General features: G+C 63.8%; 17 protein-coding genes. 5 read left to right on the forward strand and 12 right to left on the reverse strand.

Features of this window, described 5'->3' with window-relative positions; genetic code table 11:
* Positions 1–31 precede the first annotated feature (31 nt).
* Positions 32–1606, reverse strand: a complete 1575-nt coding sequence (ubiB, locus tag X735_RS144645) for a 2-polyprenylphenol 6-hydroxylase (RefSeq protein ID WP_023812568.1) — start codon at positions 1604–1606, stop codon at positions 32–34.
* A 70-nt stretch (positions 1607–1676) separates the two neighbouring features.
* Positions 1677–2453 (reverse strand): bifunctional demethylmenaquinone methyltransferase/2-methoxy-6-polyprenyl-1,4-benzoquinol methylase UbiE, encoded by a 777-nt coding sequence (gene ubiE, locus X735_RS144640; protein ID WP_023812569.1) that lies wholly within the window; start codon positions 2451–2453, stop codon positions 1677–1679.
* Positions 2454–2587: 134 nt separating this feature from the next.
* Between ubiE and X735_RS144635 the strand changes: the two genes are divergently transcribed.
* From X735_RS144635 to X735_RS144625, 3 genes are all read left to right on the forward strand, one after another.
* Positions 2588–3562, forward strand: coding sequence for an adenosine deaminase (locus X735_RS144635; protein WP_023812570.1), 975 nt, complete (start codon positions 2588–2590; stop codon positions 3560–3562).
* A gap of 146 nt (positions 3563–3708) precedes the next feature.
* Positions 3709–4338 carry a uracil phosphoribosyltransferase gene (upp, locus tag X735_RS144630; RefSeq protein WP_023812571.1) on the forward strand — a complete coding sequence of 210 codons (630 nt, stop codon included), beginning with the start codon at positions 3709–3711 and terminating at the stop codon, positions 4336–4338.
* A 224-nt stretch (positions 4339–4562) separates the two neighbouring features.
* Positions 4563–5126 carry a TIGR02281 family clan AA aspartic protease gene (locus X735_RS144625; protein WP_023812572.1) on the forward strand — a complete coding sequence of 188 codons (564 nt, stop codon included), beginning with the start codon at positions 4563–4565 and terminating at the stop codon, positions 5124–5126.
* An 83-nt stretch (positions 5127–5209) separates the two neighbouring features.
* Here X735_RS144625 and deoA read toward each other — a convergent pair whose 3' ends face one another.
* The 6 genes from deoA to X735_RS144595 form a co-directional block, all read right to left on the reverse strand.
* Entirely contained in the window at positions 5210–6529 is a 1320-nt protein-coding gene (deoA, locus tag X735_RS144620) for a thymidine phosphorylase (RefSeq protein WP_023812573.1), read from the reverse strand.
* The gene (locus tag X735_RS144615; protein ID WP_023812574.1) at positions 6529–7413 is read right to left on the reverse strand and encodes a purine-nucleoside phosphorylase; all 885 of its coding nucleotides are present in this window, start codon (positions 7411–7413) and stop codon (positions 6529–6531) included. The genes deoA and X735_RS144615 overlap by 1 nt, the downstream gene beginning before the upstream one ends.
* Positions 7414–7443: 30 nt before the next feature.
* Positions 7444–7836, reverse strand: coding sequence for a cytidine deaminase (gene cdd / locus X735_RS144610; RefSeq protein ID WP_023812575.1), 393 nt, complete (start codon positions 7834–7836; stop codon positions 7444–7446).
* A 56-nt stretch (positions 7837–7892) separates the two neighbouring features.
* Positions 7893–8864 carry an ABC transporter permease gene (locus tag X735_RS144605; RefSeq protein ID WP_023812576.1) on the reverse strand — a complete coding sequence of 324 codons (972 nt, stop codon included), beginning with the start codon at positions 8862–8864 and terminating at the stop codon, positions 7893–7895.
* A 1-nt stretch (position 8865) separates the two neighbouring features.
* Positions 8866–10005, reverse strand: coding sequence for an ABC transporter permease (locus X735_RS144600; protein WP_023812577.1), 1140 nt, complete (start codon positions 10003–10005; stop codon positions 8866–8868).
* Positions 10002–11534, reverse strand: a complete 1533-nt coding sequence (locus X735_RS144595) for an ABC transporter ATP-binding protein (RefSeq protein WP_023812578.1) — start codon at positions 11532–11534, stop codon at positions 10002–10004. The genes X735_RS144600 and X735_RS144595 overlap by 4 nt, the downstream gene beginning before the upstream one ends.
* A gap of 216 nt (positions 11535–11750) precedes the next feature.
* Between X735_RS144595 and X735_RS144590 the strand changes: the two genes are divergently transcribed.
* The gene (locus tag X735_RS144590) at positions 11751–11957 is read left to right on the forward strand and encodes a SlyX family protein (RefSeq protein ID WP_023812579.1); all 207 of its coding nucleotides are present in this window, start codon (positions 11751–11753) and stop codon (positions 11955–11957) included.
* Positions 11958–11979: 22 nt separating this feature from the next.
* Complete coding sequence (locus X735_RS144585) at positions 11980–12387, forward strand: hypothetical protein (protein ID WP_023812580.1); 408 nt, start codon at positions 11980–11982, stop codon at positions 12385–12387.
* On the opposite strand, the gene X735_RS144580 is transcribed toward X735_RS144585, so the two are convergent.
* The 4 genes from X735_RS144580 to X735_RS144565 all read right to left on the reverse strand — a co-directional run bounded on the left by X735_RS144580 (position 12382) and on the right by X735_RS144565 (position 15246).
* Positions 12382–12843, reverse strand: coding sequence for a GNAT family N-acetyltransferase (locus tag X735_RS144580; RefSeq protein ID WP_023812581.1), 462 nt, complete (start codon positions 12841–12843; stop codon positions 12382–12384). The two genes, X735_RS144585 and X735_RS144580, sit on opposite strands and share 6 nt — an antisense overlap.
* A gap of 115 nt (positions 12844–12958) precedes the next feature.
* Positions 12959–13948, reverse strand: coding sequence for a BMP family ABC transporter substrate-binding protein (locus X735_RS144575; RefSeq protein ID WP_023812582.1), 990 nt, complete (start codon positions 13946–13948; stop codon positions 12959–12961).
* Positions 13949–14155: 207 nt separating this feature from the next.
* Entirely contained in the window at positions 14156–14821 is a 666-nt protein-coding gene (gene msrA, locus X735_RS144570) for a peptide-methionine (S)-S-oxide reductase MsrA (protein WP_023812583.1), read from the reverse strand.
* Positions 14822–14922: 101 nt separating this feature from the next.
* Entirely contained in the window at positions 14923–15246 is a 324-nt protein-coding gene (locus tag X735_RS144565) for a hypothetical protein (protein WP_023812584.1), read from the reverse strand.
* Positions 15247–15453: the final 207 nt, after the last annotated feature.

A 15453-nucleotide genomic window follows, 5' to 3' on the forward strand; every position in this document is an offset into this window, starting at 1 on the left:
GCAATGACAGCATTGCTGTCATTGCCTGCACTCAGATGAGCTTCCAGGCGATGTAGACCAGCGTCAGCGCAATTACCCAGAGTGCCCAGCGGCCGGAGCGGCTGTAGCGCGCCTCGGCCTTGCCGATGGCGTCGGCGGTGGTCTCGTCGAAGCGCAGGCCGTGCTCGGCCATCAGGTCGATCTCGCGCGACAGCCGGTCGGTGCGCGCCGCAAGCTCGGGAATCTGGCGGGCCAGCGTGAGCAGCGCCCTGGCGCCGTCACGCGCATCGATCATCATGCCACGCGGCCCAAGATTGCCTGATATCCAGTCGCCGACCACCGGCTCGGCCGTCTTCCACATGTTGAAGGCCGGGTCGAGCGTGCGCGCCACGCCCTCGACCACCACCATGGTCTTCTGCAGCAGGATCAATTCGGGCCGCGTCGCCATGTCGAAGAGTTCGGTGACCTCGAACAGCAGCGTCAGAAGCTTGGCCATCGAGATGGTCTCGGCCGGCTGGCCATGGATCGGCTCGCCGATCGCCCGGATCGCCTGCGCGAAGGCTGCGACATTGTGCTGGCGCGGCACATAGCCGGCCTCGAAATGGACCTCGGCGACACGCAGATAGTCGCGCGTGATGAAGCCGTAGAGAATTTCGGCGAGGAAGCGGCGCTCCTTCTTGCCGAGCCTGCCGGCAATGCCGAGATCGACGGCGACGATGGTGCCGTTTGCCTCGACGAACAAATTGCCCGGATGCATGTCGGCATGGAAGAAGCCGTCGCGCAGGGTGTGGCGCAGGAACGACTGGATGAGGTTGGCTGCGATCGCCTTCAGATCGTGGCCGGCGGCCTCCAGGCCGGCAATGTCGTTCATCTTGACGCCGTCGACCCACTCCATGGTCAAGACGTCGCGGCCGGTGCGCTCCCAGTCGACGGACGGCACGCGAAAGCCGGGGTCGTCCCTGGTGCTTTCGCCGAGCTCCGAGAGAGCCGCCGCCTCGAGGCGAAGATCCATCTCGATCTTGGTGGTCTGTGCCAGCGTCTGGGTGACCTCGACCGGCCGCAGCCGGCGTGACGAGGGGATGTATTTCTCCTGCAGGCGAGCGGCGAGGAAATAGCTTTCGAGATCCTGGAAAAAACGGCGGCGCACGCCTGGCCGGATCACCTTGACCGCCACCTTGGTGGCAATGCCGTCATGGAGAGCGTCGGCGGCATGGACCTGGGCGATGGAGGCGGCGGCGACCGGGTCGCCGAATTGCGTATAGAGGGCGCCGATCTTGCGCCCGAGCGAAGCCTCGACCGCCGCGATGGCCTCGGCCCGGGGGAAGGTGTGCATCTTGTCCTGCAACGTGGCGAGATCGAGCGCCATGTCGTTGCCGACGACGTCGGGCCGCGTCGCCAGGAACTGGCCGAGCTTTACATAAGATGGACCGAGCCGGACGACCGCCTTGGCCAGCCGGTCGCTGCGCTCATAGGCCAGCGCGCGGCGGCGGGTGAGCAGCCGCGCCATCCGCCATCCGAACTTCGGCAGGCCGGACAGTTCCTCACCCGGCAGAGCGGCGACGACACCCTCGCGGACCAGCACCCAGCCGGCCCTTACGAGCCGGAATCCTGCACTGACATTGCTCATGGCAGCGCCGATCCTGCCGGCTCTTTGAACCGGCATAGCACGCGTCGGTTGTGAGAAATGCGGCCCGGCCTCAAAGCTTCCAGCCCGAATGAAGTGCTGCAATACCGCCGGAATAGTTGCGGAAGGAAACGCGGTCGAAGCCGGCGCGGGAAATCATCGTCGCGAAATTCTGCTGATTGGGAAACCTGGCGATCGATTCGACCAGATAGGAATAGGGTTCGCCGTCGCCAGTGACCATCTTGCCGATCTTTGGAATGGCGTTGAACGACCAGGCTTCGTAGGCCTTGTCGAGAAGCGGCATCTCGACCTCGGAAAACTCCAGGCACAGGAAGCGCCCGCCGGGCTTCAGCACGCGAAACGCTTCGCCCAAGGCCACCTCGATGCGCGGTACGTTGCGGATACCGAAAGCGATGGTGTAGGCATCGAATGTGGCATCAGGGAAGGGCAGTTCCTCGGCGTTGGCCTCGACGAAATCGGTGTTGCCGGACAGGCCCTTCTTTTCGGCCCGGTCGCGGCCGACAGCCAGCATCGAGCCATTGATGTCGAGCACGGTGGCATGGGCATTGCCGTGGCTGGCATCGACGATGCGGAAGGCGATGTCGCCGGTGCCGCCGGCAACGTCCAGCACGCGCCAGCCGATCCTTTTGGGAGGATTGAGCCAGGTGACCATGGCGTCCTTCCACAGCCGGTGCAGGCCGGCCGACATCAGATCGTTCATCAGGTCGTAGCGGTTGGCGACCTTGTGGAAAACATCGTTGACCAGGGACTGCTTGTCGGCAGCCCCTACACGCTTGAAACCATAGGAGGTTTCCATGCCGCCCGCAGCCGTGGTTCTCTCAACTGACATTTTTTTGATCCGTCATAAAACCGGCGGGACCATAGCCGATCGATGGTGCGGGCGCTATTGTTTAAGGCGCGGTGTTCAGCCGCGCTTCCAGGTGGCGGGTTTTCGAGACCTGGACGGACCGACGGGATGGTTGAATGCCTTTGAAAGCGGAACTGCACTGCCACATCGAAGGGGCAGCGGCGCCCGAACTCGTCATCCGCCAGGCGCAGAAATACGGCAAGGACACCTCGCCCTATATCCAGAACGGTTCCTTCGTCTGGCACGATTTCACCTCCTTCCTGGCGGCTTATGATTTTTCCGCCGATCTGTTCCGGACCGAGGAGGACTATGCGCGGCTGGCCGACCACTATCTGACCAGTCTCGCTCGCGATGGCGCCATCTATTCCGAGGTGTTCACCTCGCCGGACCACGCGAAAAAGGCCGGCCTGTCGCCCAAGGCCTATACCGATGCGCTCGGCGAAGGCATGGCCCGCGCCAAGGCCAAGACCGGCATCGAGGGCCGCATGATCGTCACCGGCGTACGCCATGTCGGCGTCGAGTCGATCGAGCAGGCGGCGCGCTTCGCGGCGCGCTGCGGGCATCCGCTGGTCACCGGTTTCGGCGTCGCCGGCGATGAGCGCATCGGCGATATGGAGGACTATGTCAGGGCTTTCGAGATCGCCCGCGAGGCCGGGCTCGGCATCACCATCCATGCCGGCGAATTGACGGGCTGGGAGACCGTCCAGGCGGCGCTCGATCATATCCGTCCGTCCCGCATCGGCCATGGCGTGCGCGCCATCGAGAACCCGGACCTGGTCCGGCGCATCGCCGACGAGGGCGTCGTGCTGGAATGCTGCCCCGGTTCCAACATCGCGCTCAAGGTGTTCGACAGTTTCGCCGGTCATCCGTTTCCTGCCCTGCAGGCGGCCGGCTGCAAGGTGACGCTCAATTCCGACGATCCGCCCTATTTCTGGACCTCGCTGAAGCGGGAATACGAGATTGCCGCCGAGCATTTCTCGATGAACGAAAAGGCGCTGGCCGCCGTTACCCGCACCGCCATCGAGGCCGCTTTCGTCGACAGAAAGACAAAGACGGCACTTCTTGCCCGGTTGAGCAGCGCGGCACGCTGATTTCCGCCGACAAAGCTGTGGTCGGTGCGGGCCAAGCGGTTCCTTGGCCGGCGCATTGCCGCTAGGGTTCGCCCATGCAGTTTGAAGCGCGGCGCGTCCGAAAGGGCCATGTGCGCATTTTCGGGCGCAGGCATCAGGAGAACACCATGAAGGGCGTCACCGTCGTCGACCACCCGCTTGTCCAGCACAAGCTGACCATCATGCGCAAGAAGGAAACCTCGACGGCCGGCTTTCGCCGGCTGCTGCGCGAAATCTCGCTGCTGCTCGGCTACGAGGTCACCCGCAACCTCGAACTGACGACGACGACCATCGAGACGCCGATGGAAACCATGGAAGCGCCGACGCTTGAGGGCAAGAAGCTGGTCTTCGCCTCGGTGCTGCGCGCCGGCAACGGCTTGCTGGAAGGCCTGCTCGACCTGGTTCCGGCGGCCCGCGTCGCCCATGTCGGTCTCTACCGCGATCACGAAACGCTGGAAGCGGTCGAATATTTCTTCAAGGCGCCGAGCGACCTCGCCGACCGGCTGGTGATCGTCGTCGATCCGATGCTGGCGACCGCCAATTCGGCGATCGCGGCGATCGACAAGCTGAAAGAGCGTGGTGCCACCAACATCCGTTTCCTTTGCCTGCTGGCGGCGCCCGAAGGCATCGAGCGCTTCATCAAGGCGCATCCGGACGTTCCCGTCTTCACCGCTTCGATCGACCGCCAGCTCAACGAGAAGGGCTACATCATGCCCGGCCTTGGCGACGCCGGCGACCGCATGTACGGGACCAAGTAATATCAGGCGAAGTCGCCTGGTCCGATTTACCAAATGTTTACGCAAAGGCGCGGTTTTGGCGCGCGTTAAAGCGGCAAACACCATCCGGGTCTAACGATCGGCTGTCACTACGGCGCCGCGCGTCCATTTCGGACGCGCAAAGGGCGCTGTAGCACTTTGATTTTGCGCATGAGCCTTTCCGAAAATCGATCCCGATTTTCGGGGTCATGCGGCGAGGCCGATCCATGCTGCGCAAACTTCTCATCCTTGCCGTTTTCGCCGGTTCATCGGCATCGATACCGATTGTGTATCAGTCCAATCCGCAACTCGTCGAAAACCTGCTGAGGTCGGCGGTGCCGGGCAAACAAGCGGTCGAAGCCCAACCAGACGTCAATCTGGCATCGATGCCCAACAAGCCCGCGGCACCGCTGCCGATGGGCCGCAAGGTGGTCGTCGCGGCTGACGAGCGCGGACATTTCTCATCGGCTTTCAAGTTCAACGGACGTCAGATCGACGGCATGATCGACACCGGCGCGACATTGGTCGCCATCAACATTTCGACGGCGCGCAGGATCGGCTTGTCGCTGAACGCTTCGGACTTCAGCCACGAGGTCAACACCGCCAACGGCACCATCAAGGCGGCCGTGGCCATGATCGACCGCCTGCAGATCGGCAACATCACGGTCAATGACGTCCAGACCATCGTGCTCGACGACAGGGCGCTGCGCACCAATCTGATCGGCATGAGCTTCCTCAACCGGCTCGACAAATACCAGGTCGAGAACGGCACGCTGCTGCTTGTCCAGTAAGGCCGTTCGTTCTCCGTAATTTCCAAGGGAAAGCGTTATGCGCTTTTCCCGGGAAGCCGTTTCACACTTTTCCTGGAATTGCTTTAGCCGCGCGGCAGAATCCGCCGGATGACCGACTTGTCGGCGGGCGGCTTCGAGGCGCCGACCGTATAGGCCGAAAGCACGGTTGCCGCGGCGGCCTCAGCATCGGCCGATGAGCGGGCATGGACCAGCGCCAGCGGCTCGCCGGCCCCAACCTCCGCACCGACCGGCAACAGCCTGGTGATGCCGACCTCGGGGTCGATCTTATCGTCCGGCCGCGTGCGTCCACCTCCCAGGCCGACCACGGCGAGCCCGATATCGCGGGTGGCGATGCCGGTGACGAAGCCGTTTGCCGTTGCCTTGACGGCAAATTCGATCGCCGCCGCCGGCAGATGCTTTTCCGGCTTCTCGATGAAGTCGGCGGGGCCGCCAAGCGCGACCACCATGCGTGCGAAAGTGGCGGCGGCGCGGCCGCTGGCGAGCGTCTCGGTGGCGCGCCGCATGCCATCCTGGTTGGACGATACCAGCCCGGCCGACTGCAGCATTTCGGCGGCCAGCGCCAGCGTCACGTCCTCGAGCCGACGGTCACGATACCGGCCGGTGAGGAAATCAACGGCGTTGCGCACCTCGACGGCGTTGCCGGCGGCCGACGCCAGCGGCTCGTTCATGCCGGTGATCAACGCCGAGGCCTTCAGTCCGGCGCCGTTGGCGATCTCGACCAGACTGTTGGCGAGCGCGGTGGCGTCGCGCGATTTTTCCATGAAGGCGCCGTTGCCGACCTTGACGTCGAGCACCAGCGATTGCAGCCCGGCCGCAAGCTTCTTCGACAGGATCGAAGCGGTGATCAGCGGCACCGATTCGACCGTGCCGGAGACGTCGCGGATCGCATAGAGCCGCCGATCGGCGGGCGCGAGGTCGGCGGTCTGGCCGATGATGGCACAGCCTGTTTCGAGCACCGCCTTGCGAAACAGCGCGACGTCGGGCTGGCTGATGTAGCCGGGGATAGCATCCATCTTGTCCAGCGTGCCGCCGGTGTGGCCAAGGCCACGGCCCGAGATCATCGGCACATAGGCGCCGCAGGCGGCGACGATCGGCGCCAGCATCAGCGAGACATTGTCGCCGACGCCGCCGGTCGAATGCTTGTCGGTGACCGGGCCGGGCAGGTCCGACCAGTCGAGCACGTCGCCGGAATCGCGCATCGCCAGCGTGAGCGCCACGGCCTCGTCGCGGCTCATGCCGTTGAAGAACACCGCCATGGCGAAGGCGCCAGCCTGGCCATCGGTAACGGCGCCTGACGTCACGCCCTCGACGAAGCCGGCGATCTCCTCTTCCGACAGCCTGAGGCCATCGCGCTTGCGGCGGATGATTTCCTGGGGAAGCATCAGATCTCCAGCAGTCCGTCGCGAAACACGCGCTGCAGGATCGTCGCCAGCCGCGCGCCGCCTACCGGTGCCATGTCCTTGGTCTCCTGGTGCGATAGCTCGGCCCCGGTCATGCCGGCCGCCAAATTGGTGATGACCGAACAGGCGGCGACGCGCAGTCCGAGGAAGCGGGCGAGAATGACCTCCGGTACGGTCGACATGCCGACCGCATTGGCGCCCATGATGCGCGCCATGCGGATCTCGGCCGGCGTTTCGAAGCATGGGCCGGAGAACCACATATAGACGCCCTTGTGCAGGGTGGTGCCGGTCGCATTTGCCGCCCGTTCGATGGCCTGGCGGATGCCGGCATCATAGGCTTCAGTCAGGCCGACGAAACGCCGGTCGCTTGGTTCGCCGATCAGCGGATTGGTGCCCGAGAAATTGATGTGGTCCGATATCAGCATCACCGAGCCCGGCGGCATGTCCGGATCGACCGAGCCGGCGGCATTGGTGAGGATCAGCTTCGTGATGCCGATGCCGGCAAGCACTTCCAGCACCGGCCGCATCGCCGCGGCAACGCCGTGCTCGTAGTAATGGGCGCGGCCCNCGATGCCGGCAAGCACTTCCAGCACCGGCCGCATCGCCGCGGCAACGCCGTGCTCGTAGTAATGGGCGCGGCCCGAAAGCATCAGCACCGGCACGCCGGCAAACAGCCCTGCCACCACTTCGCCGGCGTGCCCGGTGACACCGCTTCTGGGAAAACCGGGCAGGTCGGCATAGGAGATGCGGATCGGGTCCTCGATCTGGTCGACCAGACCGCCGAGGCCCGAACCGAGCACCAGTGCCGTGGCCGGCGCCAGGCCGTCCAGCCTTTCGACGAGATGATCCAGGGCTTTTTCCGTCATCGCTGCCAGCTGTTCATTTGAGCCCATTGTTCATTTCAAAATATCGCCGCGGAAGCCGTAAGGCAGCATGTCGCCCATGGTCACGGTCTCGGCCACACCTGCATTGTCGCAGAGATAGAGCTTTGTTTCCGGCCGGCAGAATTCGGCCAGCCGCTGCCGGCAGCCGCCGCAAGGCGAGCATTTCGCCATGCGTTCGGCGATGACGGCGATTTCCACGATCTTGCCGCCGCCGCCCATGATGTAGTGGCCGAGCGCCGTGGTCTCGGCGCACCAGCCTTCCGGATAGGAGGCGACTTCGATGTTGGCGCCGGTAAAGACGCGCCCGTCTTCGGTTCGCAAGGCAGCGCCGACCGGAAATTTCGAATAGGGCGCGTAGGCCCTGGCCATGGCGGCCTTGGCGGCCTCGAACAGATCATGCGACATTCAGGTGTTCTCTCCGATGATCGTGTTCAAAACCCGGCGCAAAGCCGACCTGCCGCTCAACGTTCCTTGACATAAGGCACGCCGCCGGCGCGTGGCGGGATTGCCTTGCCGATGAAGCCGGCGAGCAGGATGACGGTGAGGATGTAGGGCAGCGCCTGCATGAACTGCGCCGGCACCTTGCCGATGATGGGCAGCGGTGATCCCTGCAGGCGGATCGACGCCGCGTCCAGGAAGCCGAACAGAAGGCAGGCGAACATGGCGTTGACCGGCTTCCACTTGGCGAAGATCAGGGCTGCCAGCGCGATATAGCCCTTGCCGGCGGTCATGTCCTTCACGAAGCCGCCATTTTGCACCATCGACAGGTAGGCGCCGGCAATGCCGGTGAGGATGCCGGTGCAGATCAGCGCCCTGTAGCGCAGCCAGGCGACCGATATGCCGGCAGTATCGACGGCGGCCGGGTTCTCGCCTACGGCGCGCAGCCTGAGGCCAAAACGGGTGCGAAACAGCACCCACCAGGTGAACGGCACCATCAGGAAGGCAAGATAGACCAGGATCGAGTGGCCCGACAGGAGCTCGGCATAGATCGGTCCGATGACCGGCACGTCGCGGATGGCCTCGGCGCCCGGCAAGGTGATGGCCTCGAAGCGCTCGCCCGGTTGCAGCGCCGGCGTGCGCCCGCCCTGCTGGAACCAGGCCTGGCCGAGGATGATGGTCGAGCCGGCGGCGATGAAGTTGATCGCCACGCCGGAGACGATCTGGTTGCCGCGATGGGTGATCGAGGCAAAGCCGTGGATCATGGCAAAGGCGACCGAGATCAGGATGGCCATGCCGAGGCCGAGAAAGGCCGAATGGAACACGGAAGCGGCGGCCGCACCGGCGAAGGCGCCGACCAGCATCTTGCCTTCGAGGCCGATGTCGAAGATGCCGGCGCGTTCCGAATAGAGCCCGGCGAGACAGGCAAGCAGCAGCGGCACCGAGAGGCGGATGGTGGAGTCCAATGTCTGGATGATCGCGTTGAACACATCCATCTCAGGCACCTTTCCCCTTGACCGCTTCCATGCCAACCGATCGCGGACTGAACGAGGCGAACAGCGCCTGGATGTAGGGCCGGAACATGTGCTCGAGGGCACCGGCAAACAGGATCACCAGGCCTTGAATGATGACGATCATGTCGCGGCTGATTGCCGGCATCTCGAAGGCGAGCTCGGCGCCGCCCTGGTAGAGCATGCCGAACAGGATCGCCGCCAGCACGATGCCAACAGGGTGCAGGCGGCCCATCAGCGCCACGGCGATGCCGACGAAGCCGGCGCCGGAAACGAAGTCGATGGCGACATTGTGCTGATCGCCCATCACCGGATTGAGTGCCATCATGCCGGCCAGCCCGCCCGAGATCATCATGGCGGTGATGATGATGCGGGTTTCGGAAATGCCGGCATAGCGTGCCGCTTTCGGGCTGTGACCGTAGGTGCGCATTTCATAGCCGAGCTTGGTGCGCCAGATCAGCAGCCAGACCAGGAACGCCATGACCAGCGCCAGCAGGAAGGTGACGTTGAGCGGCGCCGAACGGATCTTGGCGCCGAACAGCTCGATGATCCAGTTGAGCTTGGGCAATTCCGCGCCAGCGAGGAAGTTGCGCGTCTGCGGCGCTTGCGAGGCAGCTGGTTTCAAAGGGCCGACCAGCAGGTAAACCATGATCGAGGCGGCGATGAAGTTGAACATGATGGTGGTGATGACGATGTGCGAGCCACGCTTGGCCTGCAGATAGGCCGGGATGAGCGCCCACAATGCGCCCACCGCCGCCGCAGCAATGATCGCCAGCGGGAAGGTCAGCCACCATGGCAGTGTGCTGTCGAAGCTCAGGCAGACGATGGCGATGCCGAGGCCGGCGATGTAGGCCTGCCCTTCGGTGCCGATGTTGAACAGGCCGCAATGCGCGGCCACCGCCACCGAAAGCCCGGTGAAGATGAAGGTGGTGGCATAAAAGAGGGTGAAGGCGATGCCGGTGCCTTTGCCGAAGGCGCCTTCGACCAGGATGACGGCTGCGCGCAACGGATTCTCGCCGACCAGAAGCACGACGAAGCCGGCGACGACGAAGGCGACGAACAGATTGATCAGCGGGATCAGGCCATAGTCGGCCCAGGCCGGCAGTTTGGCGTAAGGCGCGCTCATTCGGCGGCCTCCTGGTGCTCGATGCCGGCCATCAGCAGGCCGAGCTCGCCCTCGGTCGCTTCGGGGCCGCGCTCGCCGACGATGCGGCCGGCAAACATCACCAGGATACGGTCGGACAGCGAACGGATCTCGTCAAGCTCGACCGACACCACCAGCACCGCCTTGCCCTGGTCGCGCATGGCGATCAGGCGCTTGTGGATGAATTCGATGGCGCCGACATCGACGCCGCGTGTCGGCTGGCCAACGATCAGAACACCAGGGTCCTGCTCCATCTCCCGCGCCAGCACGATCTTCTGCTGGTTGCCGCCGGAGAAATTGGCGGTCTTCAGCCGGCAGTCGGCCGGGCGGATGTCGTATTTGGCGATCTTGTCCCTGGCATCGTTGCGGATGGCATCGATGTTGAGGAACGGCCCCTTCAAATACCGGGGATCATCGTGATAGCCTAGGATCGAATTCTCGTTCTCCTCGAAGGCCAGCACCAGCCCAACGTGATGACGGTCCTCCGGCACATGCGCGAGGCCACGGTCGCGCAGTTCGCCGGGGTCGGCGGCGCCGGTCAGGTCGATCGGCTTGCCGTCGAGCATGACCGAGCCGGACACCGCGCGCCTGATGCCGGAAATCGCCTCGAGCAGTTCGGATTGTCCGTTGCCGGCGACACCGGCGATGCCGACGATCTCGCCGGCCCTGATATCGAAGGAGATGTCGTCGACCATGGTGACGCCGCGCGTATCCCTGACCGTCAGGTTCTTGACCGCGAGCTTGACGGCGCCGGCCTCGGCCTCGCCCTTCTCGACCCGCAAGAGCACGCGCCGCCCGACCATCAGCTCGGCCAGTTCCTCGACCGTGGTCTTCCTGGTTTCGCGCGTCGCCACCATCGTGCCCTGGCGCATCACCGACACGGTGTCGGTGATGGCCATGATCTCGCGCAATTTGTGGGTGATCAGCACCACCGTCTTGCCCTGGTCCTTCAACTGCCCGAGGATGCGGAACAGATGGTCGGCCTCGGCCGGTGTCAGCACGCCCGTAGGCTCGTCGAGGATCAGGATCTCGGCGCCGCGATAGAGTGCCTTCAGGATCTCGACACGCTGCTGCAGGCCGACCGGCAGTTCCTCGATGACTGCATCGGGATCGACTTCCAGCCCGTATTCACGCTCCAGCCGCTCCAGTTCGGAGCGCGCCTTGGCGATGCTCTTCTTCAGCAGCGCATCGCTTTCGGCGCCGAGGATGACGTTCTCCAGCACCGTGAAATTGTCCACCAGCATGAAGTGCTGATGCACCATGCCAATGCCGAGCGCGATGGCGTCATTGGGGGTCTTGATCGAGGCCGGCTGGCCGCCAACGCGGATCTCGCCGCTGTCGGCCTGGTAGAAGCCGTAGAGGATCGACATCAGCGTCGATTTGCCAGCTCCGTTCTCGCCGACAATGCCGTGGATCGTGCCGCGACCGATCTCAAGATTGATGTCCCGGTTGGCGCGCACCGCACCAAAACTCTTGTTGATGCCGATCAACTCGATTGCGGCTTGCGCCATGCAGCCTGTCCCACTCTTATTTTTTTATCGCTTGGTCAAAACGCCTAGCATGACGCTCCGCCCGTGCCAATTGGCGGAGCAGGTTCACTCTCGACAAATCCCGGTGCGCTTGTCAATTTGCAACGTGGCCGGGGGCCTTCACATTCGCTAGTATGACGGAGCCGAAATTCGCATCGCGGCGCAAGACATCGCGATGAAGACTGGGGAATTCACATGATCACGCCCGCCGACCGGCTGACGACGCTGGAAATACGCGCCGCCGAGCAGGAGAAGACCATCGAGGAACTGTCCGGCCAGATCGCCGAGCAGTGGAAAGTGATCGAGCGCATGCAGCGCAAGCTCGACGCGCTGACGGATCGCTTCCTGGCGCTGGAGGAGCAGACAGGAGATGAAGTGCCGGTAGCCAAGCCACCGCACTGGTGAGGAAAAAGGGAAGGTGCACGCCGTGGTCGGTGAAAGCGATCGCATCGCGCGGGCCGGCGACTATGTGCTCGGTCTTATGAACGATAAAGACCGCGAACGGGCCGAACGTGACCTGGAGGTCGATCCCGCCTTCCGCGACGCGGTCGTGCGACTTGCCGAGCAGATGTATTTCTTCGACCGTTACGGAAAACGCGGCCTGCTGCCTGGCAGGCATTGGGAACTGGTTACCCAACGCCTAGCCGAGTTACCTCAGATGCGCAGCGTCGAGCTCGGCGGCAATGAGGTCAAACCGCGCACGGTGATCCGAAGCCTGTCCTGGCCACCATACGGCATTGGCGTGCACGCGCTTGGCGGCCGGCGCGGAGTTGTCGTTGCCGCCGGGCTGATGGTGGCGCTTGCGCTGGGCTGTCTCGTCGCGAAGCTGCTATAGGCGAGGCCGGCGCGACATCAGCGCCATCGTCTCGCCGTCCGAGCCGCTTATCTCAACGGTATTCCAGCCGAGAGCCGCGTAGAAATCACGCGCATCCCACGTGTAGAGATGGAGCATCTCGACGCCCCGTGACGCCGCATGGGCTTCCGTTGCCTTGACCAGCGCGGTGGCGATGCCTCGGCGTCGATACCTTGCGTCGACAACCAACCCGGCCAGCCATGGCGTCAGATCATGTGCGGGCTCCAGCTCGTGGCGGACCAGCAGGCATGCCCCGACCGGGGTGTCGCCGATCCGGGCCACGAATGCCGCCTCGAAGCCGTCACCGGCGATCAAGCCACGAAGCCCTGCCGCATCTTCCCCGAGGGTCCTTCCGGTTCCCTCGAAAAAGGCAGCCAGGCGCAGCTGGGCTACCGCTGCTACGTCGTGCTCGCCCATGGGTCCGATCTTCGGCTGCATCTGTATCCCCAAACGGTGTCCGGCACGGAGCGAACGTTTCGCTCGATCCGGTAAAGACAAAACCGCCGGGCTGGCGCCCGGCGGTTTGCAGATCATGGCTGTGTGTTCGTGCCGCTCAATAGGGGCAAGCGTTGTCAGCCGTATAATCGTGTACTTCGACCTTGCCGGCAATGATGTCGGCCTTGGCCTTTTCGACGGCCGCCTTCATCTCGTCCGTCACCAGCGCCTTGTTGTTGTCGTCCATGGCGTAGTCGACGCCGCCTTCCTTGAGGCCCAGATTCTCGACTCCGCCCTTGAAGGTGCCGTTCTTGCCGTCCATGAAGGCGGTGTAGACGGCGACGTCGACGCGCTTCAGCATCGAGGTCAGCACCTTGCCCGGCTGCAGGCCGTTCTGGTTGGAATCGACGCCGATGCCGAGCTTGCCGGCATCTGCCGCCGCCTGCAGCACGCCGACGCCGGTGCCGCCTGCCGCGGCATAGACCACGTCGGAGCCTTGGTCGATCTGCGTCTTGGCGATCTCGCCGCCCTTGGCCGGATCGTTCCAGGCAGCCGGCGTATCACCCGTCATGTTCTGGATGACGTCGGTCGCGCCCGCTGACTTGGCGCCGCCGACATAGCCGCATTCGAACTTGCGGATCAGCGGGATATCCATGCCGCCGACGAAGGAGACCTTCTTCGACTTCGAAGCCATGGCCGCCAGGACGCCGACGAGGTAGGAGCCCTCCTGTTCCTTGAACTTCAGCGACCGCACGTTCGGCAGATCGACCTGGTCGTCGATGATGGCGAAGTTCAGGTCGGGATATTCGGCGGCGACCTTGGCCAGCGCGTCCGTCCAGGCAAAGCCGGCCATGACGATCGGGTTGCGGCCGTCCTCGGCGAAGCGGCGCAGCGCCTGCTCACGCTGCGAGGCATTGGAGACCTCGAATTCGACGTAGGCCGTGCCGGTTTCCGTCTTGAATTTCTCGGCGCCGTTGTAGGCAGCCTCGTTGAAGGATTTGTCGAACTTGCCGCCGAGATCATAGAGGATGGCCGGCTGGACATCCGCGGCGAAAGCCGGAAGAACCATTGCGGTTGCGGCCAGGAGGCCGAGAACGATACGTTTCATGTGATCCACACCCTGTCGGTTATTTTTCCGTTATGCACCGCATGCCGGCCCGGTTCTCCGGCAGGCATACGACGTCAGCCAGGAGTGTACTCCCTCCCGCTCGGCGGCAATCTGGCATGGCCCGAAACAAAATTCACGCGGAATTTTGACCTTTTGGAAAAGCTTGATGCGGGCAAGCTGCACCGCAGCTTGTCCTTGCGCCAAGTGTTACGTGGACGCGGTGGCAGGGATGACGCAAGCGACGCCGGTGCCTTTGAGGTTGCACGTGCCGTAAGGGTTCTTCGCCAGATATTGCTGGTGATCGGCTTCGGCGAAGTAGAATTCGGCCGCCGGCGCGATCTCGGTGGTGATCCTGCCGTGGCCGGCACCGCGTAGCGAGGTCTCATATGCATCGCGCGAGGCGCTCGCCGCCCGCAATTGCGCCTCGTCGCTCGTGTAGATCGCGGAGCGATAGGCGGTGCCGACATCATTGCCCTGGCGCATGCCCTGCGTGGGGTCGTGGCTTTCCCAGAACAGCTTCAGAAGCCCAGCATAGGAGACGATCTCGGGGTCATGGACCACCAGCACCACTTCGGCATGGCCGGTAAGCCCGGTGCAGGTCTCCTGATAGGTCGGATTGGGCGTGAAGCCGCCGGCATAGCCGGCGGTCGTGACCCAGACGCCTTCGATCTGCCAGAACAGCCGCTCCGCACCCCAGAAGCAGCCCAGTCCGAACATCGCCGTCTCCAGCCTCTCGGGATAAGGACCTTTGAGCGGTCTTTTCAAGACCTTGTGCCTGGATGCGGTCGGGATCGCCCTGGCGCGGCCCGGCAGGGCCTCGGAGGGCTTCGGCAGATTGAGCTTCTTGTTCAGCATGTCGCTGAGAAAGAACATGCGCGGCTCCTCTCCGGGTGAAACATAAGATGCCGCATGATGGCGGCTTTGTTTGAGCATCGGATTTCCCAAAACCGGCAACCGCTTTTGGGTCCGATGCTCTAGGTGGCGGCGAACTGCCCAGCACGCGGTGGCCGCCTGTAGCCTATCGCATAGAGCAGGAAAGCCAGCACCGCGAACACGGCGAAGCCCGGCTGGTTCAGCACCCAGGCGATGGCGCTGTCCCACAGCAGCGGGCTGGCCTTGGTTCGGATGAAGGTTTCGAAGGCGGCCCTCGTGTCGGGCGAGACCGCCAGCCAACTGGTGTTGAGCGGGGTCAGCACCAGCACGGAGGCCGCCACGGTGCGTGTCGCGTCGAGCACCGCCATGATGACGGAAATCGACAGCGCGATCATTGCGGCAAGACGAAAGACGAAGCGAAACATCAGAACCCTCCTCCGGGCTGGTCCCCCTCCCGAGGGGCCTTTCAGAGATAGAATGCGCATGGCTGGATCGCAATCGCCATACGCGAATTTGCAGACTCCAAACTCAGGTCAACAGAAGGCCGGACGACAGTCGGTCGGGTGGCTTTTCATTGACATGTGAGGGCAGCTATGCTAACAATTTCGGTATGGTGCTGACTTGCGCCGACG

It is taken from the genome of Mesorhizobium sp. L2C084A000, from assembly GCF_000502875.1.
In the GTDB taxonomy this organism is placed as follows: domain Bacteria; phylum Pseudomonadota; class Alphaproteobacteria; order Rhizobiales; family Rhizobiaceae; genus Mesorhizobium.